The sequence below is a fragment of the Bradyrhizobium sp. cir1 genome (assembly GCF_014198245.1).
Lineage (GTDB): Bacteria > Pseudomonadota > Alphaproteobacteria > Rhizobiales > Xanthobacteraceae > Bradyrhizobium.
This window is the reverse complement of record NZ_JACIHE010000001.1, coordinates 264,613-284,691: the sequence shown is the minus strand read 5'-3', so window position 1 is coordinate 284,691 and position 20,079 is coordinate 264,613. Positions and strand designations below refer to the sequence as shown.

Below are 20,079 nucleotides of genomic sequence, written 5' to 3'. Positions count from 1 at the left end.
GGGTCAACCGGTTGCGAGCCGGAAATATGGCGTCGAACGATGCGACGTGACGGAGAACAGTTGAATCTGATCATGGGCCCGCCAGCCTTTCCGCCGGCTGCGGAAAGGCATTGTGCCGCCAGCACTTGTCTACTGTGCATGGGGTTGTTTTCAAATTTTTGGGGTGCCCTACCCCTCGTCCAATACCTCGAACAGTTCCTCCACCCGCTCGAACGGCGCATCGCGCATCGGGCTGTGATAGACGACGCGGTCGCCGTCGCGCTGGAGTGACTTGCCTCTCGACTTCCGCAACCGCCCGGGCAGGAACGTCGCAGCCACCGCGCCGGGGCCGACGTCGAGGCGGATGATGCCGCGGCGCTTGCACTCGATCCTGAGCATGGCCGCTGCGAAGAAGTCGCGGGCGACCTTCGGCAGGGGGCCGAAGCGGCGGGAGGTTTCCTCCTCGAGGTCGTCGAGATCGTCCTCGTTGCTGCATCGTGCGGCGCGCGCATAGAGCTCGAGCCGCACGGGCTCGGACTGCACATAGGTCTCGGGGAGCATGTCGCCGACCGGCAGGTTGAGGTCGGGCACCCACACCGCGGCGCGCTCCTCGTCGACCTTTTCCGAGGCCATTTTCAGCAGATGGCTGTAGAGCACCGGCCCGAACACCTGCACATGGCCGGATTGCTGCTCCGAGAACAGATCGCCCGCGCCTCGCAGGTCGAGGTCGCGCTCGCTGATGGCAAAGCCGGCGCCCGGCCGGCTGAATTCCTCGAGCACGGCCAGCCGCTTCTCGGACTGCCCGGACGCTGTCTCGGTCAAGAGATGGGCGAAGGCGCGGATGCCGCCGCGCCCGACGCGTCCCCGCAGCTGATGCAGCTGGGCGAGGCCGAACTTTTCGGGCCAGCACACCACGATGGTGTTGGCGCGGGGAATGTCGAGGCCGCTCTCGACGATGTTGGTCGCGAGCAGGACGTCGGCCCTGCCCTCGACGAAGCTCATCATGCGGTCGTCGATCTCGTCCGCCGCCAGCCTGCCGTGCAGGCAGACGATGCGAAGCTCGCCCGCCACCGCCTGCACCCGCGCCAGCATCGGATCGAGATCCTGGATGCGCGGGCAGATCAGGAAGCTCTGGCCGTGGCGGCGCTGCTCGCGGAGCAGCGCCGAGGCAATCGCGGCATCCGACAGCGGCGCGATCCTGGTCGCGACCGGCAGCCGGTGCACCGGCGGCGAGGCGATCACGCTGAGGTCGCGGAAGCCGGCAAGACCTGCGGCCAGCGTCCGCGGGATCGGCGTCGCGCTCATCATCAGCACATGGACATTCTTGGCGAGGCCGGCGAGCTTTGCCTTCTCGGCCGCGCCAAAATGCTGCTCCTCGTCGATGATGACGAGGCCGAGATCGTCGAACTTCACGTCCTTCGCCGTGAGCGCCTGCGTTCCGATCACGACCTTGATCCGGCCGCTGCGCAGGCCCTCCCTGGTCTCGCGCAGCTCCGCGCCGGACGTTGCCCGCGACAGATTCCCGACCTCGATGCCGAACGGGGCGAAGCGCCTCTGGAAGGTTGCGACATGCTGCCGGGCCAGCACCGTCGTCGGCACCGCGATCGCCACCTGCTTGCCTGAGAGCACCACGGCGGCCGCCGCGCGCAGCGCCACCTCGGTCTTGCCAAAGCCGACGTCGCCGCAGACCACCCGGTCCATCGGGTGACCGGACGCAAGATCGTCCAGCACGTCGTGGATCGCCTTGGCCTGGTCGGTCGTCGTGAAATAGGGAAACCGCGCGACGAACTTCTCGTAGGCCGATCCCGGCGGCACCAGCTTTTCCGCGCGCCGCCGGCGTCGCTGGCTGATGTGCTTGGCCAGCACCTTGCCGGCGATCTGGATCTCGCGCTCGGCCTCGCTGCGGCGCGCCCACCATGTGCTGCCGTCCGCCTTGTCGAGCGCCAGCTTGCCGAGCTCGGCAGCGTAAGGCCACATGAGCGCCAGATCAGTCGGCGGCACCAGAACCGCATTGTCGCCTGCGAACTTGAGGCGGATCATCTCCCGCATTGCGCCGCCGCCGGTGTTGACCGTCTGCAGGCCGTCGAGCACGGCAAGGCCGCGCTGGAGATGAACGACCACCGTGCCCTGCTCCGGCACATCGGCATGGTCGAAGGCCGCGCTCCAGGCGCGCGCCATCGGCTGCGCATGATGCGCCCGGCTGCCGAGCACGTCGGACGCCGTCACGACGACGAGAGGCTTTCGCCCCGGCACGACGAAGCCCGCATCGAGATCGGCCACAAGCGCCGCCTCGCCGCTTCCACCGCGCGTCGCCTCGTCCCAATCCTCGCAGCGCTGTGCCTTGACGCCGCTCATCCGCTCCATCACGCGCAGATCGTCCTCATGCGCTGCGACGAGGATCAGTCGCGAACCGGCCCGCCGCGTCTCCTCGACGAAGCCACGCAGCGCTTTCCTTGCGGATGTCAGCTTCGAGAATTCTGGCACGGCCTGGAACGATGCCGTCCGCGGCAGCACCTTCATGCCCCTGGAGAGCTGCTTCCAGTCGCGCCGTCCGAGATATTCGCGCTCCCGCTCCGCGCGCGGCGCGGCCTCCTCGATCGTATCAAGCCAGCCGTCGGCATGCGCTGGAACTCCAGCATCGGCGATCCATTTGGCGCGTCCGCAATAGTCGAACAGGCTCGCGCGCCTGCCGCCCTTGCCGGCAAGGCCAAGCCGCTCCGACATCGGATCGACCACGAGCTCCTTCGTCTCGAAGATGATGTCGTGCTCTTTCGGATCGAACGCCACGATCCGGTCGATCGCGCGATCGGAATGCTCGATCCGGAATGGACCGAGCGCGCCTGCGGGAAATATCTCGAAGGTCTGTCCATGAAACAGCGCGCCGCCCGGATAGTCCGGCTCGTCGTCGAGATCGTATCCGAGGGATTCGAGGCGGGTCTCGAGATCCCGCTCGGAAAACGCGCCACCCACCTTCAAGCTGACGCTGAGGCGCAACAGGCTCGCCGGCGGCGGCAGGCGCTCCATCACCGCTTCCGCGGTCGAGACGAGAAACAGCGGCTTCCTGGATCTTGCGAGGCGCCGCAGCACGGAGGCCCTCCGCCCTGCGAGCTCGTGCGAGGGCTCGAGCTGATCAAACGGCAAGGTGTTCAGCCGCGGAAACACCAGCACCTCGCAGGACGGATCGAGCGCGTGAATGACGCTGCCCAGCCGCTCCGCCCTGCTCTCGTTCTCGGCGAGAAACACGATGCCGCTGGGTCCGGACTGCTTCCATTGCGCAAGCAGATGCAGCGCCATCGAACCGAGCGGCGACGAGGACGAGATCGTGGCGCGCTGCGTCCCCTCGCTCTTCCTTGGCGACGCCTTGGTCTTGAGCGACGCCTTGGCTTTGAGCGATGTCCTGGTCTTGGGCGATCTGGTCTTGGGCGATATCCTGGTCTTTGGCGATGCCCTCTTTAGCGATGCCTTGGCCGCCCGCGCCTTCTTTGCAAGCCTCACGTGAATCCGTTTCTGGTCGTAAACCACCGCAACTGAACACGCGCCGCCCTCGTGTCGATTCGGCGACGCGCCGCCATGCATATGGGATTTGCACGGCGAACGCACGCCTCGTGGCAACGCTCCGTGCATCCATAGAGGGGAACCGGGCCCGTCCGAACCTGACAACGCGGCGGGGATCGTGCCTCACTTGAGGCAAAGGCTGATGCGATCAAGGACCGCATCGCCCGCACGAAAAACCCCGGCGCTTGGACGCCGGGGCGTTTCGTTGGAAAATGATTTGGTCAGGCAATGATGCCTTCATAGCAGCGAATTGGTCGAGCGCCTGTGAACCGGTTCACACGCCCTGTCAGCGCAGCTGCGGCGGGAACGGGGTACCGCGGGCTCCGATTTGAGCCTTGGCACGCCGCGCGCTAGGATGCCTCTTTTCACGGAGGCTCATTTGAAACCATTCATTTTCATCGCCGCCATTGCGCTGCTTGCATCTACACCCGCCCGCTCACAGGCGCTGGTCGATCCCAGCAAGGTCGCCCCCGAATTCCGCGAAGCCGCCGAGAAGCGCCGCGCCGAGCAGATGCGGCAGCGCGAATGCGCACTCAAAGCGGATCTCGAGAAGGTGCTGCCGAGAGATCGCACCGCTTTTCTCAATCATTGCCTGGAGACGATGGCGGCCAAGCAATAGCTTCGCCGCGCGCGTGACGCGAGCATCGCCGACATGCTCGCGCCCGCTGCATCGGCTTGCGGCAGGCTGGCGGCGAATTCGCAAAAGGGCTTCAGGCTTTCTTCAGACCTTTGCGATCAGCTGATCGATGCATTTCCATTAGTCATTGTCGATCGCGCATGGGCTCCGTCCAGATTCAGTGCACGCGCTGCAAGAACGTGTTCCGCGATCGCGCCGCGCGGTTGCAGGACGGCTATTCCAGGCAGTGTCCGAGTTGCGAGGTGGTGCTGTTCTTCGCCGAGGATTCCCAGCACCCCTTCGTCAAGCGCGCGATGCGCAATGCGCGCAAGGTCCGCAAGGAGCTGCGCGAGGCCGAGGCGGTGAGGCGCGCCGCACCGGAGCCGCGCTCGAGGGAGTTCGCCGGGCGGACGCAATCGGCGGGGCGAGAGGACTAGCTGCGACGCCGCTTCCTCGGAAACAGGCGGTCACGGATGTAGCGCGAGGTCGGCGTCAGGCGGATGCCGCGCGGCTTCTGCCAGGCGGCGCGGTCGATCTCCTTCTTGTCGCCGATAGCGAGCCTGCCCTTGGCACCTTTGGCGATGAAGATCGCATCGCTCATCTTGCGACCGGAACGCTTGTTCCTGGCCTTCACTTCCTTCCAGAGGCTGATCCTGCCGAGCTTCAGCTTGGGCAGCTCCTCCTTGATCTCCCGCCGCAGGCAATCCTTCTCGGACTCGCGCGCGCGCTTGCGGCCGCCCGGGAACATCCACAGGCCGTCCGACCGGCGTCTGACCAACAATACCTTGCCGCGCTTGGCGGCAACCAGCTTGGAAGACTTCGCCATTGCTGCCGTAGTCGAGAAGAGAATCGTCCCGATCGTAACTTGTCTAGTTGGATAGACAAGTTCGGGGCGCGTCTTGCTCACAGGCTGCGGGCCGTCAGGCCGGGGCGACCAGAGAGCGCAGGATCGCGCCGTTCGGGCCGCGGTGTCAGCCTTCGCTGCCGCTCGCGCCTGCCTCCGCCCGGTCCTCCGTCCTGATCCAGGCCATCATCAACTCCCAGGCCACCGACAGGATGATCGGCCCGATGAACAGGCCGACGATGCCATGGGCGAGCGTGCCGCCGATCACGCCGACGAAGATCACGATGGTCGGCGTGCTCAGACCGCGCCCCATCACCAGCGGCTTCAGCATGGTGTCGATGAAGCCGACCAGGACCAGAAACACCGTCAGCACCAGCGCCGTGGTGACGTCCTTGGCGGTCCAGATCCAGATGATGACAGGCAGCAGCACGAGGAAGGCGCCGATCTGCACGATCGAGAGCAGCAGCACGATGAAGGCGAGCAGGCCCGCGCTCGGCACCGCCGCAAGCTTGAAGCCGATGCCGGCAAGCAGGGCCTGCACGATCGCGACGCCGATCACGCCTTGCGCCACGGCGCGGATGGTCGCACCCGCGAGCGAGAGGAAATGCTCGCTTTGCTCGGGCACGATGCGGAACAGGAGGCTGCGGCCGGCCGCAACCAGCCGCGGCCCATGCGGGAACAGGAAGCCGGCCACGAACACCGACACGAGAAACTGGAGCGTACCGACGCCGGCATCGCCCGCGAGCGACAGCAGCGGCCCCGCCAGCGGCTGAAGATAGGGCGCCACCTCGCGCAGCACTGCGCGGATGTTGGTGTAGGCCTGGTCCCAGAGCTCATAGAGCCAGGGGCCGATCAGCGGCCACGATTTGAGCTGCTCCGGCGCCGACTGCAGCGCGAGGTCGCCGGTGCCGAGCTGATGCGCCAGCTCGCGCACACCGTCCACCGCGCTGATGCCGAGCCAGGTCGCGGGGCCGATGACGATGCCGAGCGTGATGAGGGTGAGGATCGCCGCCGCAATCTTGGGGCGTCCGCCGAGGATCTTGGCGACCCAGCTGAAGGCCGGGTAGAACGCCACCGCGAGCACGCCGCTCCAGGCCAGGATCGGCACGAATGGACGGATGATCAGGAAGGTCCAGATGATCAGCAGGCCGAGCAGGCCGAGCCGGATCACGAGCTGGATGATGTCCTCTCCCGTGAGGAGCTGACGGAGGCTTTTCACGGGCACGACCTTCCTTGCGGCATCGACGCGGGTTCCGGCACTTGCACGGGCAGCCGTTATTGCCAGCCCCGGGGCGGGCGTCAAGACGACCCCGGCGCGATTTGGCTAACGGCGATTAACCGGATTTCCCTGGGCCGGTTTACGCCGATGCAAAGGCCCGCTCCTACCCTGCAGCGAGGTCCCTGGAAATAGCGCGTGCAATGGCCAACAGCATCTGGACGATCGAAGAATTCACCTGCACCGGTTGCAGCATGAACTACACCGCGACACGGGAGGAGCACACGGAGGCGCATGTCGGCCACTTCAGGTGCAACATCTGCAGCAGCCTGGTGCACAGCTGGTCCGGCAAGCATCACTTCTTCGGCTGGCAGGCGGTGAAGACGAAGCCGCCGGTGTTCGGACGCCGCTGGGCGGGCGTGGAGTGGTAGGCTGAAGGCGACCATCGCGGTCTGCGCGAACTGCGGCTTCTGCTAGTCCGCGGCGCGGGCTACACTTGCCTCCCCGCAACCGAATCCGACACGCGATGACCGCCCCTTTCGTTCCGCAGATCGCCCTCTACCGCAACTGGCTGGCCGAGCAGCGCGGCCTCTCCTTCGCGAGCTACGAGGACATGCGGCAATGGTCGGTGCGCGATCTCGACGGTTTCTGGCGCAGCATCTGGGATTATTACGATCTGCAATCGCCGACGCCGTTTGCGGCCGTCATCAGTGAGCGCAGGATGCCCGGCGCGGTCTGGTTTCCGGGTGCGCAGGTGAACTACGCCCGGCAGGTATTCCGGCATGTCGAGGCAGCGGACGCCGCTGGCCTCCCCGCGATCGTCAGCAGCGGCGAGGACGGCAAGCTCCGGGAAACCAGCTGGCCCGAACTGCGGCGCAAGGCCGCCGCGCTCGCGCTGCATCTGACGGACAAAGGCGTCAAGCCCGGCGATCGCGTTGCGGCCTATCTGCCCAACATCCCCGAGACCATCATCGGTTTTCTCGCCAGCGCCAGCATCGGCGCGGTCTGGAGCGTCTGCGCGCCCGACATGGCCGCGCCCGCCGTGATCGACCGATTCAAGCAGATCGAGCCGAAAGTGCTGATCGCCAGCGACGCCGTCACCTATGCCGGCCGGCGCCATGACCGGCACGATGTGCTGGCCGAACTCCGACGATCGCTCCCCACCGTCGAACACGTTATCCTGCATAGCGAGGCCGGCGCGCCTGCCGCGCCGGACGCCCTGCTCTCCGATATCCTCGCAAGCACTGGTGCCGCGATCGACGCGTTCGAGCCGATGTGGCTGCCGTTCGATCATCCGCTCTGGATCGTCTATTCCAGCGGCACCACCGGCCTGCCGAAACCGATCGTGCACGGCCATGGCGGCATCGTCATCGTGGTGCTGGCGCTGCTCGGGCTGCACAACGACATCGGCTGCTCCTATCACCAGAACTCGTTCGGCGAGCGCTACCACTGGTACTCTTCGACCGGCTGGATCATGTGGAACAGCCAGGTCGGCGGCCTGCTCAGCGGCACCACCTGCTGCATCTTCGACGGCAGCCCCGGCGGCGCAAAAGACAAGCCGGACTGGACCACGTTGTGGCGCTTCGTGGCGCAGTCGAAAGCGACCTTCTTCGGCGCCGGCGCGGCGTTCTTCGCCAACTGCGCCAAGGCCGAGATCGACCTTGCCGCCGCCGGCGATCTGTCGCGGCTACGCTGCCTCGGCTCGACCGGCTCGCCGCTCAGCGCCGACACACAAGCCTGGTTCAACGCGCGCTTTGCGGCGCTGTCGAAGACCAACGGCAGCAAGGCGCAGGCCGACATCTGGTGGGCGAACATCTCAGGCGGCACCGATTTCGCCGGCGCCTTCATTGGGGGCAACCGCGAGCTGCCGCAGACGCCGGGCGCGATGCAGTGCCGCCTGCTCGGTGCGGCCGTCGAAGCCTTCAGCGAACAGGGGCGCGCCGTCACGGACGAGGTCGGCGAGCTCGTCTGCACCGAGCCGATGCCGTCGATGCCGCTGTATTTCTGGAACGACAAGGACGGTGCGCGCTATCGCGCCAGCTATTTCGAGACCTATCCGGACAATTTCGACGGCAGCGGCCGCGGGCCGGTGTGGCGGCACGGCGACTGGCTCAAGGTCAATCCCGACGGTTCCTGCATCATCTATGGCCGCAGCGATGCCACCATCAACCGGCACGGCCTGCGCATGGGCACGAGCGAGCTCTATTCCGCGATCGAGGCGCTGCCGGAGGTGCTCGATAGCCTCGTCGTCGACCTCGAATATCTCGGCCGCGACAGCTACATGCCGTTGTTCGTGGTGCTGCGCGAGGGCACAGCCTTCGACGCCGCGATGCAGGCGAAGATCAACAAGGCGATCGAGGCCGGCCTGTCACGCCGCTTCCTGCCGAACGAGATCTTCGCAGTCGCCGAGATCCCGCGCACGCTGTCGGGCAAGAAGCAGGAGCTGCCGATCAAGAAGCTGTTGCTCGGCCAGCCCGTCGAGAAGGTCATCAACAAGGAGGCGATGGCCAACCCCGCCTGCCTCGACTGGTACCTCGCCTTCGCGCGCGACTATCTGGCGCGAAGCGCTGCGTAATTTCGATCAGCCTCCGCCGAAATTGGAGGGATCGAGATTCCTGTTCTCCGACGGCGGGATCGGCGGCCACCCGGGAAATTTGTACCAGCCGGGCGGCACCGGCGCGTCCTCGGCCGGACGGACGACAACGGGGTGGTGCGGGCGGGCGTGGCGCGCCGGCGCGGCGGCGGCAGCCGAGCATGCCGACATCAAGAGGATCACAATCGGGATAAACCGCATCGCATGGGCTCCAAACGTCCACCCAGGCTGATACGTGGTGCGGGAACCATGCCGCGCCCACGCATACGCGACGTCACAACCGGTCACAACGGCGGCACCGCGACGCGCGGACGATCAGCCCAATTGCGCCGATGCCGTTTGCACTCCGTTCACCGATCGCCGTTAGATCGGGATGGATCCTCTGCACCGAACTCATGACATGGCCGACCTCAACGCCATCCTCGCCCGTCTCAACGACCGCCTGCTCCGCCTCGAGGGCGAGCTGTTCGTGTTGCGCTCGCTGGCGCGCGCAACGCTGACCGCAGGCGACGACCATGCCGAGCGCATGCGCAAGCTGGTCGAGGCCGCCAAGGTCGCGCTTGACGACGAGGCCCAACGGCCGCTGGACAAGCCCACGCGGAAATATGTCGAGGCCGCGAGTGCCATGGTCGACGAACTGCTGGTCGAGCCGACCAAGGCCCGACCGCTGTTCACGGTGATCGACGGCGGGAAGCGCTCCTAAACGGGGCGGCCTGGCAAAGCGCGATGACGACTCATCCAAGTCTCATCGCGCCGCAGGCACACTAGCGCCCGTACGTGCCAGGCGTGCGGGCGCGGTTCGGAAAGCACTGTCCGCTCGCATAGTTGTAGTCGTAGCCATCCGGACAGAGGCCGCCACGGCGTCCATAGTACTCGGGACCGTCGTAGTCGCCTCGATAGTAGCCCCGCCCTCGGTAGGTCGGCTGGGGGGCCGTGTAGTAACCGGGCGCGTGATAATCGTTCGGATAGCAGCGGCCGTTCGAGTGGTTGAAATCATAGCCGTCCGGACATTGCCCACCTGGACCACCTCGGAACTGAACCTGTTCCACCATGGGCGCCGGGCGGCTGGTTCAGACCGCCGTGGAATTCGCCGCCTTCAGCCGGCTGAGGCCCGCCTCGATGATCGCGATCTCCTCGTCGATCTGGCCGATCGGCAGGCTGAAATCATAGCCGGACCTGCACTTCAGATCGACCGCGAGCCGCTGCCTGTGCATCATCAGCTGATCGAGGCCGCGACGGTTCTTCAGACGCACATAGGCGTCCACGATCTGCTCAATCGCGCTCGGCATGAAATCGGTCCCGGCGAAAAGCCCTGCGCGGCGCACCCACGCCGGCGGGACATTTTCGGTGTCGCGGTACGCAATACAAATCCGCGACGGATTCGTCGATACGACAAGCTGGTTGAGAACGTATTACCGTCAGATGATTTCTTGAGGCACGGCATGAAAAAGCCGCTGGCAGTTACGCCAGCGGCCACAGGCTGCATGACAGCATTTGCCGTCCGACCGTGGCCGCCCGGCAACGCTAATCCGTGACGCAAAAATACTTGCGGGGCAGCCTGCGGTAGGCGCTGTAGCGGTAATACGGCCTGTAGGGATAGCCGCGATAGATCGCTGGCGGCTCCTCGCCATAATAGGCGTCGTGGTAGAAATTGTAGGGCAGCCCCTCAGCGCAGCGATAGGCGTCCCAGGTCGGGCCAATAAACGGCGCCACACCGATCTCGGGCGGCACTGCCGGGTACGGCCCGCCGGCGTGGGCCGGAGCGCCCGCAATCAGTGTGACAAACAGAAAAAACCAAGCGCTTCGCATGCCCTCGCTCCTGAAACGCTGTAAGGCCCACATGGAAGCACCGGGACGGCGGCCTGTGCAATCATGGAGTTCAGCTGCCCCGCGCCCCGCGCATTGTTGATAACCGCCGCAAACGCCGCGCGGATGCGCCCGGACGTGTTATCGGGGGTATGACGCAGTTGCGAGACGGATCGGACCCCCATGCGCATTACCCTCGTCGGCTCCCGCCATTTCGGTGTGACCACCCTGAACATGCTCCGGGAGCACAGCGTCTCGATCGCACGGGTGGTCGTGGCGGACGCCGAGGATCGCCTGGCCGCAGCGGCCAGGGCCGCCGGCATCGAGGTCGTGGTGCAGGCCAATCCGAAGCTGGTGGTGGCCTCCGAGATCGCTCCTGACACCGATTTGATCATCACGGCACATAGCCATGCCCGGATCGGCAAGGACGCGCTCGCCGCCGCCACGTTCGGCGGGATCGGCTACCACCCCTCGCTGCTGCCGCGCCACCGCGGCAAGGCCGCCGTGGAATGGACCATCAAGGAAGGCGATCCGATCGCCGGCGGCACCATCTATCAGCTCGCCGACCGGATGGACGCAGGAGCCATCGCCGCCCAGGACTGGTGCTTCGTCAAAAAGGGCGAGACCGCGCGCGAGCTCTGGGAGCGTGCGCTTGCTCCGCTCGGGCTCAAATTGCTGGCCGACGTGATCGATTATATCAAGGTTCACAAGGCGCTGCCGTCCAAGGTCCAGGACGAGCAGTTCGCGACCTCGGCACCGAGTCTCTCCTGACGTTTACCCTTAACGTGAAGGCGCATTGATTCTGCTTGAAAAATCGGAGCCGAAAACACAAATAAACCATTGTTTCCACAGGAACAATTTTCGATTTGGCAACGCAACAAATTTCCGTCACATTTTGTCCGAATAAGCGACAGCATATCAGACATACTCAAGGACGGAATTCATGCGTTTTGCTCGCATCGCGGCGTTCTGTGCCGCTTCAGTTTTTACCGGCACCCTCGCCGCTCCCGCCTTCGCCCAGAGCCCCTATGACGGCAACTGGCACGTCGTCATCGTGACCAAGAGCGGCTCGTGCGAGCCGACCGCGAGCTCGATGCTGACCGTTGCCGACGGCAAGATCACCGCACCCGGCGCTAACGTTTCCGGCACCATCGGCAGTGGGGGACTTGTGAAAGTTTCGATCAATGGTGCATATGCCAACGGTCAACTCAACGGCAACGCCGGATCGGGGAAGTGGAATGGAGCATCTGCAGGCATACCGTGCAGCGGGCGGTGGGAAGCATCGCGCCAATAAACCAATCGAGGCTCGCGCCCCAGGCCGGCGGCTGCTGATTGCGGCCGCCGTTTTGTTTGCGGCAGGGATCGTCAGCTCTGAAAGCAAGGCCCAGTCCGGCCCGTTCGCTCCGATGGCTGGAAGCTGGAGCGGCGGCGGCACCGTCACGCTGGATGACGGCTCCACCGAACGCATCCGCTGCCGAGCCAAATACGCCCCGATCGGCCCCACGATGGAGATGTCGCTGACCTGTGCCAGCGACGCCTACAAGTTCAATCTCGCCGCCAGCGTGAAGGCCGAGGGCAGCGCCGTCACCGGCAGCTGGTCCGAGGCCAGCCGTAACATCTCCGGCTCGCTCCAGGGCCGCGGCGGTGGTGGAAACTTCGAGGTGGCCGTCTCTGCTGCCGGCTTCAACGCCAACCTCGCGCTACGGACGAGTGGCAACAAGCAGACCGTCGCGATCCGTGCGGACAGCCAGTTCCGCGGCGCCAACATCTCGATGTCGAAGTAAGACATCAGGGTGACACGACAATCGATCCGGCGAACTCGCCGGATCGATTTTTATGCGCCCGGCACGAACGCGGTGACCTCGATCTCGACCTTGGCCCGCTCGTCCACGAGGCCGCCGATATAGAGCAGCGTCGAAGGCGGGAAATTGCGCCCGAGCGTCTCCTTCCAGGCCGCGCCGATGCCGGCACCCGCGGCCTCGTATTCGCTGCGGCTGGTCAGGTACCAGGTGAGGCGAACGATGTGCTCGGGTCCCGCGCCGGCCTCGCCCAGCAGCTTGATGATCCGTTGCAGCGCGGCTCCGACCTGCGCCGCCATGTCAGGCGCGTAATTGCCCGCCTCGTCGCCGCCGGTCTGGCCGGCGAGCACCACCCACCGGCCCGGCCCCTCGACCACGACGCCATGGGAAAAGCCGCGCGGTTTTTGCCACTCGGCTGGCTGCAAGATGCGCATGGGCAATGTCTCCCGATTTTCTTGTTGTTCGCTGATGCCTTAACACGCCGCACCGCATCGCTGCATCCGCAGATTTGGCCGTTGCAAACGGCGGCAATGTCGCCGATACCGGCCGTCCCTTCGGATTCCACCCCTCCGCATCCGCCGCAATGAGCACGACACCGTCCAAAACGATGGCTGCACTGTGGATGGCCGGCTGGCTGTCGCTGATGCTGATCATGGCGGTGGCCGGGCGCGAGACCACACGCGAGCTCAACGTCTTCGAGATCATGGAGATCCGTTCGCTGGCGGGCTTCGTCCTGCTGGCGCCGATCATCTATCGCGCCGGTGGCTTCAGGGTGCTCAGGACATCGCGCCTGCAACACCACGTCGCGCGCAACCTCGTGCACTATGTTGCCCAGCTCGGCTGGTTCTTTGCGCTGACGCTGATCCCGATCGGCCAGGTCGTGGCGATCGAGTTCACCATGCCGATCTGGACCGCGATCCTCGCGGCGAGCTTCCTCTCCGAGCGCATGACGCCGTGGAAGATCGCCGCCATCGTGCTCGGCCTCGTCGGCGTGATCGTGATCGTGCGGCCGGCCACCGGCGAGATCAATCCGGGGCAGCTCATCGCGCTCGGGGCCGCCATGGGATTTGGCGTCTCGATGGCGCTGGTGAAGTCGCTGACCCGCACCGAAAGCGCGCTGTCGATCCTGTTCTGGATGCTGGTGGTGCAGTCGGTCGCGGGCTTCGTGCCGACGCTGCTGGTCTGGACCTGGCCGTCGCCCTACGCCTGGGCCTGGGTCGGCGTGATCGCCGTCTGCGGCACGTTCTCACACTACTGCCTCGCCAGCGCGATGCGCTATGCCGATGCGACGATCGTGGTGCCCATGGACTTCCTCCGGGTTCCACTGACCGCGACCGCAGGCTGGCTGCTGTATTCGGAGCGGCTCGACGCCTGGACCGTTCTCGGCGCGGCGCTGATCCTGTGCGGCAATCTGCTGAATTTGAAGCCGGCGCCGGTTCCCGCTCCCGCGCAGTGAACCTCGCGCTGCCTCGCGCGACAAAACCAAGTGGCCGTGTGATTTGGATCACGTTGGAGAGCCCCTCCATCGTGCACATTCGGCCACACAGCAGCGGGTTGAACGCGACGTACCGCCCGTTTTGGTGGCGCGAAGTCGGGCACTTCGTGTACGTTCGTTGCCAATTTGTTGCTGCCTGCAATTCGATTCTGGGGATTTCAGATGCGCTATCTCACTCTCCTCGCGTCGCTGATCTGCGTCGCGCTGTCGGTCAGTGCCGCGAAAGCCGACCGCCGCGTCGCCTTCGTCGTCGGCAACGGCTCCTACAAGAACGTCGCGCAATTGCCGAACCCGCCGATCGATGCCAAGGCGATGGCATCCACGCTGCGCAATGTCGGCTTCGAGGTAATCGAGGGCTCCAATCTGTCCCGCGACCAGATGACCGAGAAGCTGCTCGACTTCGGCCGCAAGGCGCAGGGCTCCGATATCGCGCTGTTCTACTATGCCGGCCACGGCATCGCCGTCGGCGGCACCAACTATCTCCTGCCTGTCGATGCCGACATCAAATCGGAGATGGACGTCAAGCTGGGCGCCGCCATCAACATCGACCTGACGCTCGAGCAGACCATGGGCGATGCCAAGGTCAAGCTCGTCTTCCTCGATGCCTGCCGCGACAATCCCTTTGCCGCCAAGATCAAGTCGAACTCGGCGACCCGCAGCGTCAACGTACAGAGCGGTCTTGCCGAGATGAAATCCGGCGAAGGCACGCTGATCGCGTTCGCCACCGGCCCGGGTCAGACTGCGCTCGACGGCCAGGAAGGAAACAACAGCCCGTTCACCCGCGCGCTGATCGACAACATCACCAAGCCCGGCGTCGAGATCCAGCAGGCGATGACCTCGGTCCGCGCCCAGGTCAACGAGGAGACCCACAAGGGCCAGCTGCCCTGGGGCCACACCAACCTGATCGGCGCCGTCTATCTCAACCAGGCTCCGACGACGCAGGTTGCCAACGCGGCGCCGACGGCGGCTGGCAGCATCCCTGTGGCGACCGCCGGCAGCTCCGATGGTGTCGAGCTCGAATACTGGCGCTCGGTGAAGGAGTCGAACAAGCCGGAAGAGCTCAACGCCTACCTCACCGCCTATCCCAACGGCCAGTTCAAGGCGCTGGCGCTGGCGCGGCTTGCCGCGATCAAGAGCGGACCGTCGACGACGACCCGCACCCTCAACGCTGGCGTCGATCCCGCAGCCTTCACCGACGAGGCCACTCAACTCACCGAGGACCAGATCGGCCTCGACAAGAACCAGCGCCGCGACGTGCAGCGTCGCCTCACCGGGCTCGGCTTCGACACCAAGCAGACCGGAGCATTCAGCGAGGAAACCCGGACCGTCATCAAGCGCTGGCAGGCCGCGCGCGGCTATCCCTCGTCAGGCTACCTCAACAAGCCCCAGCACAAGGCCCTGCTCTCGGAGGTCGTGGCCACACCGCCGACTGCAAGCGATAGCGGCCAGAAGGCGGCCCGACGTGCCAGCGCCCCCGCAGGCAGCAGCGCGCCGGCACCGGCACCCCAACGCAGCAGCCCGGGCGATGCGGCCGGTGCGGCCTTCGTGGGTGGCGTCGTCGGCGGCATGATGGGCGGCATGTTCCGCCGCTGAGGCAGGACGGCAGCTTCAAAGACAAAAGCCCGGCTCGCGCCGGGCTTTTTTCTTTCTATTCTCGTACGGCAAGACAAAAGGAAAGACGGCGCTGCCGCACACTCCGTCATTGCAAGCGTAGCGAAGCAATCCAGGCTGTCACCGCGGAGGGATTCTGGATTGCTTCGCTGCGCTCGCAATGACGAGCTTGGGATACGGATGCGAGCACAGGGACGTCCCGGCCCGCGGACCGATCCCTTACTTCCCCGCGGCCTTGCGCAGCGCCTCGTTGATGCGGTCCTGCCAGCCGGGGCCGCCCGCCTGGAAGAACTCCAGCACGTCCTGGTCGATGCGCAGCGTGACCTGCTCCTTGATCCCGGGAACGGCGTTCTGCTTGGGCGACGCCGCGGCGACCTTGGCCGTCACCTTCTTGAACGCCGCCTCAGCTTCGGTCCTGGCATCGCCAAGCGTGCGCGGCCGCCTCGGTTGATCCGCCATATCCTAGATTCCCTCGAACAGAGCCGTCGAAAGATACCGCTCCGAGAAGGACGGCACGATCGCCAAAATGGTCTTTCCCGCAGCTTCCGGCCGCTTGCCGATCTGGAGCGCGGCGGCGATCGCCGCGCCCGAGGAGATGCCGCCCGGAATGCCCTCATGCCGCGCCAGCGCGCGCGCGGTTTCGATCGCGGTGGTCGAGTTGATCTTGACGATCTCGTCGATCACCGAGCGGTCGAGGATGTCAGGCACGAAGCCGGCGCCGATGCCCTGGATCTTGTGCGGCGTATGCTGTCCCCCTGACAGCACCGGGCTTTCCTCCGGCTCGACCGCGATCACCCGTAACGACGGCTTGCGCGGCTTGAGCACCTGGCCGACGCCGGTGATCGTGCCGCCGGTGCCGACGCCGGCGACGAAGAAGTCGATGTTACCGCCGGTGTCGTTCCAGATCTCCTCGGCGGTGGTGCGGCGGTGGACTTCCGGATTGGCGAGGTTCTTGAACTGCTGCGGCATCACCGAGTTCGGGGTCGTCTTCAAGAGCTCCTCGGCGGCGGCGATCGCGCCCTTCATGCCCTGCGCGGCCGGGGTGAGCACCAGCTCGGCGCCGAGAAAGGCCAGCATCTTGCGCCGCTCGATCGACATGGATTCCGGCATCACCAGCTTGAGCCGGTAACCGCGCGAAGCCGCCACGAAGGCGAGCGCAATGCCGGTATTGCCGGAGGTCGGCTCGATCAGCACGGTGTCGGGCTTGATGATGCCGGCCTTCTCCATCGCGATGATCATGGCCGCACCGATGCGGTCCTTCACGCTCGCGGCCGGATTGAAATATTCAAGTTTTGCCAAAATCGTCGCGTTCACCCCATGCTGGCCCGGCAGGCGTCGCAAGCGCACGATCGGCGTGTCGCCAAAAGCCTCGACGATCGAAGAATAGATCCGGCCGCGGCCGGGTTGGTGCGCTGCACCCGTTTTGGACGATGCGTCCATTATGAACTCCCTTTGGCGACAAATTGTACCGCTGTCGCAGCTGTTCCGCAGTTACAGACAGCCTGCGGCGACACGCAAGCGGCAATCACGTGATCCATTTGCAGGAGGCCCGAGTTTACCGCCCTGCCGGCTGTCGTTGTCAATCTGTTCACGATTGCCATGCTGAACTGGTGGACGAGCGTCCCTTCTGAATATCGCTTGTGCCTTAGCCAAATACCCTCCCGACAGGCGACGTCCGTTGCGGGCGGCGGGAGCGCAGAGAACGCCTGATGCATCAACGGCTCGCCTTCATCGATACCTTGCGCGGCATCGCCGTCCTGGCGGTGGTCGTTCAGCACGCGCTTGAGGTGATTGTGCGGGAACATCCGACCGGCGCGTATCATCCGATCTTTCATGACGCGATCGGCTACTACATGAATTTCGGCCGGTTCGGCGTCGCGCTGTTCTTCTTCGTCAGCGGCTTCGTCATTCCCTTCAGTTTTCCCGCCAGCGCGTCTCCCGTGAATGACTTCTCGGTCAGTCGGTTCTTCCGCCTCTATCCGGCCTACTGGACCTCGATCGCGATCGGGCTCGTCACGATGCAGGCGGTGGAGTTGAGGACCTATCCCCTGTCGCAAATCGTCGCCAACGTCACCATGCTTCAGAGCTTCCTGGAGGTCCGTCACCTCTGGGACTTCTACTGGACGCTGACGATCGAGCTGCTGTTCTACGTTGTCTGCATCATCCTCTTCACGGCAGGACTGCTGACCCGGCGCCTGACTGCCATCGCGATCGTCGTCGCGACCGCGCTGGCCGGGACGGCGGTAGCTGTCCTGGTCGAGGACCGGGCGGCGTGGGTGATGATGGAGATCGGGCTGAACCTTTCGGCGATGTTCCTCGGCAAGATCATTCGCGATACCGTCGTCGGCGGAACGCTGCGATGGCGGCATGTCGCCGTCTGCACGGCGCTATACGCCGTCTTCGCGATCACGCTGGCCAGCAGGCGCTATGGCGGAACGTACGAGGACAACTTCTTCTACAGCTATTCGATCGGGGCCGCTTATGTCTGCGCGGCTCTCGTTTTCATCGTGTTTGCCGCGTTCGGCGAGCGGATGGCCTGGCGTCCGCTCGCGTTCGTCGGCCTCATCAGCTACTCGGTCTACCTGATGTCGCCGTTCGCGATGGTCTGGATCCATCGCTACGCATGGCCTGGCGACGGACCGCTGGCATGGCTCGTCTTCGTCGCCGAGGTCGTGACGTCGTCGATCCTTGTCAGCTGGATGACATATTCCCTCGTCGAGAAACCCTGGATTTCGTTCGCACGCAGGCTCCGTTCGGATCGCAGCAAGCCGCTCGCGCTCGCGCCAGCGCTCAGTCGGCAGGGTGCGGCGCAGTAAATTGAATGTCATGACGCGCGAAGCCGCACGGCGAAGTATCGCAATGCACACGGGCTGTTTGCGCTGCGATACCGAGGCCGCGAAAAGGTCAGCGAACACGTCGTGGTGACCGCAATTTTATAAAAGCCAGCGCTTTTGTGTTGCGACCTCGTCAAGTACTTATGCTTATGTTAGACTTACGTCCTAAAGCAGGGAGGTCACCACGATGTCAGCAGTTGCTGAAGTGATGTCGACCGTCGCGCTGAACCGCGATCCGCGTTGCAGCGAGTTGCCCACCTGTCCCGTCTGCGCCGACTCCATGGTCGCCGCTGAAGCATCCGCCTACGTCTCGGACCACATGATCAGCTATCTCTGGACCTGCGACAATTGCGGCTATGGTTTCGTGACCAAGCATGCCGTCAAGCAGCGGATCGTCTGCAATTGACATTGCGCAATTGATCAGCGCGGGGCGATATCGCCCCTCGCCCAATCCTCACGCGTACGCAGATAAAACTCGTCGAACGTTCCGCCCGCAATCGCGTCCCTGATGCCCTGCATCAGGGACTGGTAGTAAGCGATATTGATCTCGGACAGCAGCATTGCCCCCAGCGTCTCGCCCGCCTTGACGAGATGATGGAGATATGCGCGCGCGCAGTTGCGCGTCGACGGCCATGAGCTCTCTTCATCGAGCGGGCGCGGATCGTCGGCGTGGCGCGCGTTGCGCAAATTCACCTGACCGAAGCGCGTGAAGGCGACGCCGTGCCGGCCATTGCGCGTCGGCATCACGCAGTCGAACATGTCGATGCCGCGCTTCACCGCTTCGAGGATGTCGTCGGGCGTGCCGACGCCCATCAGATAACGCGGCCGCTCCTTCGGCAGCATCGGCGCCGTCTCGTCGATCATCGCCAACATCACCTCCTGCGGCTCGCCGACCGCAAGACCGCCGATCGCGTAGCCGTGGAATCCGATCTCGACGAGGCCCTCTGCGCTGGCGTGACGGAACTGCGGGATGTCGCCGCCCTGCACGATGCCGAACAGCATGTACCCCTCGGGCGCGCTCTCGAAGGCGCGCTTGGAGCGCTCGGCCCAGCGCAGCGACAGGCGCATCGCGCGGTCGATGTCGTCGCGCTCGGCGGGCAGCCGCACGCATTCGTCCATCTGCATGGCAATGTCGGAGCCGAGGAAGCGCTGCACCTCGATCGAGCGCTCCGGCGACAGTTCGACCTTGGCGCCGTCGATATGCGAGCGGAAGGTGACGGCGTTCTCGGTGACCTTTCGAAGGTCAGCCAGCGACATCACCTGGAAGCCGCCGGAATCCGTCAGCATCGGCCCGTTCCAGCCGGTGAAGCGCTGCAAACCGCCGAGGGCTCCGATCCGCTCGGCGCCGGGGCGCAGCATCAGGTGGTAGGTGTTGCCGAGCACGATGTCGGCGCCGGCCTCGCGCACCTCGCGCCAGTGCATACCCTTCATGGCGCCGGCGGTGCCGACCGGCATGAAGGCCGGCGTCCGCACCACGCCGTGCGGCGTGGTCAGGCGGCCGGTGCGCGCGGCGCCATCGCTGGCGAGCAGTTCGAAATGATTGGGTAGATCAGTGTTGGGAAGATTCATGGCCGTGCTTATTGCGTGCCGAGCGAGGCCGATCAACCCGCCCGAACCACACGATGCGTCAGACTGGGACAGATTTGATGCGGACTTCATGTTCCACCCCCGGCTTGCCAAACAAAACGATACAGTGTAGTTTTACCGTGGGGCCTGACGAGATGCCGCGGT

Annotated in this window: 22 protein-coding genes; 12 read left to right on the top strand and 10 right to left on the bottom strand. The window is 65.0% G+C overall.

Annotated elements, in window-relative coordinates; genetic code table 11:
• Window positions 1-168: 168 nt before the first annotated feature.
• Window positions 169-3,273: a DEAD/DEAH box helicase gene (locus GGD63_RS01380; RefSeq protein WP_183239668.1), complete on the bottom strand. Its 3,105-nt coding sequence runs from the start codon at window positions 3,271-3,273 to the stop codon at window positions 169-171.
• A 640-nt stretch (window positions 3,274-3,913) separates the two neighbouring features.
• Between GGD63_RS01380 and GGD63_RS01375 the strand changes: the two genes are divergently transcribed.
• The gene (locus GGD63_RS01375) at window positions 3,914-4,153 is read left to right on the top strand and encodes a hypothetical protein (protein WP_183239116.1); all 240 of its coding nucleotides are present in this window, start codon (window positions 3,914-3,916) and stop codon (window positions 4,151-4,153) included.
• Window positions 4,154-4,311: 158 nt separating this feature from the next.
• Window positions 4,312-4,587 carry a hypothetical protein gene (locus GGD63_RS01370; RefSeq protein WP_183239115.1) on the top strand — a complete coding sequence of 92 codons (276 nt, stop codon included), beginning with the start codon at window positions 4,312-4,314 and terminating at the stop codon, window positions 4,585-4,587.
• Here GGD63_RS01370 and GGD63_RS01365 read toward each other — a convergent pair.
• Both GGD63_RS01365 and GGD63_RS01360 read right to left on the bottom strand, forming a co-directional pair.
• Window positions 4,584-4,976, bottom strand: a complete 393-nt coding sequence (locus GGD63_RS01365; protein ID WP_183239114.1) for an NUDIX hydrolase — start codon at window positions 4,974-4,976, stop codon at window positions 4,584-4,586. The two genes, GGD63_RS01370 and GGD63_RS01365, sit on opposite strands and share 4 nt — an antisense overlap.
• A gap of 145 nt (window positions 4,977-5,121) precedes the next feature.
• Window positions 5,122-6,219, bottom strand: coding sequence for an AI-2E family transporter (locus tag GGD63_RS01360; RefSeq protein ID WP_183239113.1), 1,098 nt, complete (start codon window positions 6,217-6,219; stop codon window positions 5,122-5,124).
• 194 nt (window positions 6,220-6,413) lie between these two features.
• On the opposite strand from GGD63_RS01360, the gene GGD63_RS01355 reads away from it, so the two are divergent.
• Both GGD63_RS01355 and GGD63_RS01350 read left to right on the top strand, forming a co-directional pair.
• Window positions 6,414-6,641 (top strand): hypothetical protein, encoded by a 228-nt coding sequence (locus tag GGD63_RS01355; protein WP_183239112.1) that lies wholly within the window; start codon window positions 6,414-6,416, stop codon window positions 6,639-6,641.
• 95 nt (window positions 6,642-6,736) lie between these two features.
• Window positions 6,737-8,785 carry an acetoacetate--CoA ligase gene (locus GGD63_RS01350; RefSeq protein WP_183239111.1) on the top strand — a complete coding sequence of 683 codons (2,049 nt, stop codon included), beginning with the start codon at window positions 6,737-6,739 and terminating at the stop codon, window positions 8,783-8,785.
• 6 nt (window positions 8,786-8,791) lie between these two features.
• On the opposite strand, the gene GGD63_RS01345 is transcribed toward GGD63_RS01350, so the two are convergent.
• A complete protein-coding gene (locus tag GGD63_RS01345) occupies window positions 8,792-9,004 on the bottom strand; it encodes a hypothetical protein (RefSeq protein WP_183239110.1) in 213 nt (70 codons plus the stop codon).
• Window positions 9,005-9,203: 199 nt separating this feature from the next.
• On the opposite strand from GGD63_RS01345, the gene GGD63_RS01340 reads away from it, so the two are divergent.
• On the top strand, window positions 9,204-9,506 hold the full coding sequence (locus GGD63_RS01340) for a hypothetical protein (RefSeq protein ID WP_183239109.1): 303 nt from the start codon (window positions 9,204-9,206) through the stop codon (window positions 9,504-9,506).
• Between the two features lie 367 nt (window positions 9,507-9,873).
• On the opposite strand, the gene GGD63_RS01335 is transcribed toward GGD63_RS01340, so the two are convergent.
• Entirely contained in the window at window positions 9,874-10,092 is a 219-nt protein-coding gene (locus GGD63_RS01335; RefSeq protein WP_183239108.1) for a hypothetical protein, read from the bottom strand.
• Between the two features lie 235 nt (window positions 10,093-10,327).
• Window positions 10,328-10,612, bottom strand: coding sequence for a hypothetical protein (locus GGD63_RS01330; protein WP_183239107.1), 285 nt, complete (start codon window positions 10,610-10,612; stop codon window positions 10,328-10,330).
• 180 nt (window positions 10,613-10,792) lie between these two features.
• On the opposite strand from GGD63_RS01330, the gene GGD63_RS01325 reads away from it, so the two are divergent.
• The 3 genes from GGD63_RS01325 to GGD63_RS01315 all read left to right on the top strand — a co-directional run bounded on the left by GGD63_RS01325 (window position 10,793) and on the right by GGD63_RS01315 (window position 12,393).
• Window positions 10,793-11,380 carry a formyltransferase family protein gene (locus GGD63_RS01325; RefSeq protein ID WP_183239106.1) on the top strand — a complete coding sequence of 196 codons (588 nt, stop codon included), beginning with the start codon at window positions 10,793-10,795 and terminating at the stop codon, window positions 11,378-11,380.
• Between the two features lie 172 nt (window positions 11,381-11,552).
• The gene (locus GGD63_RS01320) at window positions 11,553-11,903 is read left to right on the top strand and encodes a hypothetical protein (protein ID WP_183239105.1); all 351 of its coding nucleotides are present in this window, start codon (window positions 11,553-11,555) and stop codon (window positions 11,901-11,903) included.
• Window positions 11,848-12,393, top strand: coding sequence for a hypothetical protein (locus GGD63_RS01315; protein ID WP_183239104.1), 546 nt, complete (start codon window positions 11,848-11,850; stop codon window positions 12,391-12,393). Before GGD63_RS01320 ends, GGD63_RS01315 begins: the two co-directional genes overlap by 56 nt.
• Window positions 12,394-12,443: 50 nt before the next feature.
• Here the strand turns inward: GGD63_RS01315 and GGD63_RS01310 are convergent, their stop codons facing one another.
• On the bottom strand, window positions 12,444-12,842 hold the full coding sequence (locus GGD63_RS01310; RefSeq protein ID WP_183239103.1) for a RidA family protein: 399 nt from the start codon (window positions 12,840-12,842) through the stop codon (window positions 12,444-12,446).
• Window positions 12,843-12,991: 149 nt separating this feature from the next.
• On the opposite strand from GGD63_RS01310, the gene GGD63_RS01305 reads away from it, so the two are divergent.
• Complete coding sequence (locus GGD63_RS01305) at window positions 12,992-13,864, top strand: DMT family transporter (RefSeq protein ID WP_183239667.1); 873 nt, start codon at window positions 12,992-12,994, stop codon at window positions 13,862-13,864.
• 201 nt (window positions 13,865-14,065) lie between these two features.
• Complete coding sequence (locus GGD63_RS01300; protein WP_183239102.1) at window positions 14,066-15,496, top strand: caspase family protein; 1,431 nt, start codon at window positions 14,066-14,068, stop codon at window positions 15,494-15,496.
• 237 nt (window positions 15,497-15,733) lie between these two features.
• Here GGD63_RS01300 and GGD63_RS01295 read toward each other — a convergent pair whose 3' ends face one another.
• Both GGD63_RS01295 and cysK read right to left on the bottom strand, forming a co-directional pair.
• Entirely contained in the window at window positions 15,734-15,973 is a 240-nt protein-coding gene (locus GGD63_RS01295; protein WP_183239101.1) for a BrnA antitoxin family protein, read from the bottom strand.
• Window positions 15,974-15,976: 3 nt separating this feature from the next.
• A complete protein-coding gene (cysK, locus tag GGD63_RS01290; protein ID WP_183239100.1) occupies window positions 15,977-16,954 on the bottom strand; it encodes a cysteine synthase A in 978 nt (325 codons plus the stop codon).
• 269 nt (window positions 16,955-17,223) lie between these two features.
• Between cysK and GGD63_RS01285 the strand changes: the two genes are divergently transcribed.
• Window positions 17,224-18,330 carry an acyltransferase gene (locus GGD63_RS01285; protein ID WP_183239099.1) on the top strand — a complete coding sequence of 369 codons (1,107 nt, stop codon included), beginning with the start codon at window positions 17,224-17,226 and terminating at the stop codon, window positions 18,328-18,330.
• Between the two features lie 205 nt (window positions 18,331-18,535).
• A complete protein-coding gene (locus tag GGD63_RS01280) occupies window positions 18,536-18,754 on the top strand; it encodes a hypothetical protein (RefSeq protein ID WP_018642135.1) in 219 nt (72 codons plus the stop codon).
• A gap of 14 nt (window positions 18,755-18,768) precedes the next feature.
• Here the strand turns inward: GGD63_RS01280 and tgt are convergent, their stop codons facing one another.
• Entirely contained in the window at window positions 18,769-19,917 is a 1,149-nt protein-coding gene (tgt, locus tag GGD63_RS01275) for a tRNA guanosine(34) transglycosylase Tgt (RefSeq protein ID WP_183239098.1), read from the bottom strand.
• Window positions 19,918-20,079 lie beyond the last annotated feature (162 nt).

Coding starts and splice junctions, on each gene's coding strand:
- GGD63_RS01380 (WP_183239668.1), bottom strand. CDS start 3,273: ATGGCGCTGCATCTGCTTGCGCAATGGAAGCAGTCCGGACCCAGCGGC.
- GGD63_RS01370 (WP_183239115.1), top strand. CDS start 4,312: ATGGGCTCCGTCCAGATTCAGTGCACGCGCTGCAAGAACGTGTTCCGC.
- GGD63_RS01365 (WP_183239114.1), bottom strand. CDS start 4,976: ATGGCGAAGTCTTCCAAGCTGGTTGCCGCCAAGCGCGGCAAGGTATTG.
- GGD63_RS01355 (WP_183239112.1), top strand. CDS start 6,414: ATGGCCAACAGCATCTGGACGATCGAAGAATTCACCTGCACCGGTTGC.
- GGD63_RS01350 (WP_183239111.1), top strand. CDS start 6,737: ATGACCGCCCCTTTCGTTCCGCAGATCGCCCTCTACCGCAACTGGCTG.
- GGD63_RS01345 (WP_183239110.1), bottom strand. CDS start 9,004: ATGCGGTTTATCCCGATTGTGATCCTCTTGATGTCGGCATGCTCGGCT.
- GGD63_RS01340 (WP_183239109.1), top strand. CDS start 9,204: ATGGCCGACCTCAACGCCATCCTCGCCCGTCTCAACGACCGCCTGCTC.
- GGD63_RS01335 (WP_183239108.1), bottom strand. CDS start 10,092: ATGCCGAGCGCGATTGAGCAGATCGTGGACGCCTATGTGCGTCTGAAG.
- GGD63_RS01330 (WP_183239107.1), bottom strand. CDS start 10,612: ATGCGAAGCGCTTGGTTTTTTCTGTTTGTCACACTGATTGCGGGCGCT.
- GGD63_RS01325 (WP_183239106.1), top strand. CDS start 10,793: ATGCGCATTACCCTCGTCGGCTCCCGCCATTTCGGTGTGACCACCCTG.
- GGD63_RS01320 (WP_183239105.1), top strand. CDS start 11,553: ATGCGTTTTGCTCGCATCGCGGCGTTCTGTGCCGCTTCAGTTTTTACC.
- GGD63_RS01315 (WP_183239104.1), top strand. CDS start 11,848: ATGGAGCATCTGCAGGCATACCGTGCAGCGGGCGGTGGGAAGCATCGC.
- GGD63_RS01310 (WP_183239103.1), bottom strand. CDS start 12,842: ATGCGCATCTTGCAGCCAGCCGAGTGGCAAAAACCGCGCGGCTTTTCC.
- GGD63_RS01305 (WP_183239667.1), top strand. CDS start 12,992: ATGAGCACGACACCGTCCAAAACGATGGCTGCACTGTGGATGGCCGGC.
- GGD63_RS01300 (WP_183239102.1), top strand. CDS start 14,066: ATGCGCTATCTCACTCTCCTCGCGTCGCTGATCTGCGTCGCGCTGTCG.
- GGD63_RS01295 (WP_183239101.1), bottom strand. CDS start 15,973: ATGGCGGATCAACCGAGGCGGCCGCGCACGCTTGGCGATGCCAGGACC.
- cysK (WP_183239100.1), bottom strand. CDS start 16,954: ATGGACGCATCGTCCAAAACGGGTGCAGCGCACCAACCCGGCCGCGGC.
- GGD63_RS01285 (WP_183239099.1), top strand. CDS start 17,224: ATGCATCAACGGCTCGCCTTCATCGATACCTTGCGCGGCATCGCCGTC.
- GGD63_RS01280 (WP_018642135.1), top strand. CDS start 18,536: ATGTCAGCAGTTGCTGAAGTGATGTCGACCGTCGCGCTGAACCGCGAT.
- tgt (WP_183239098.1), bottom strand. CDS start 19,917: ATGAATCTTCCCAACACTGATCTACCCAATCATTTCGAACTGCTCGCC.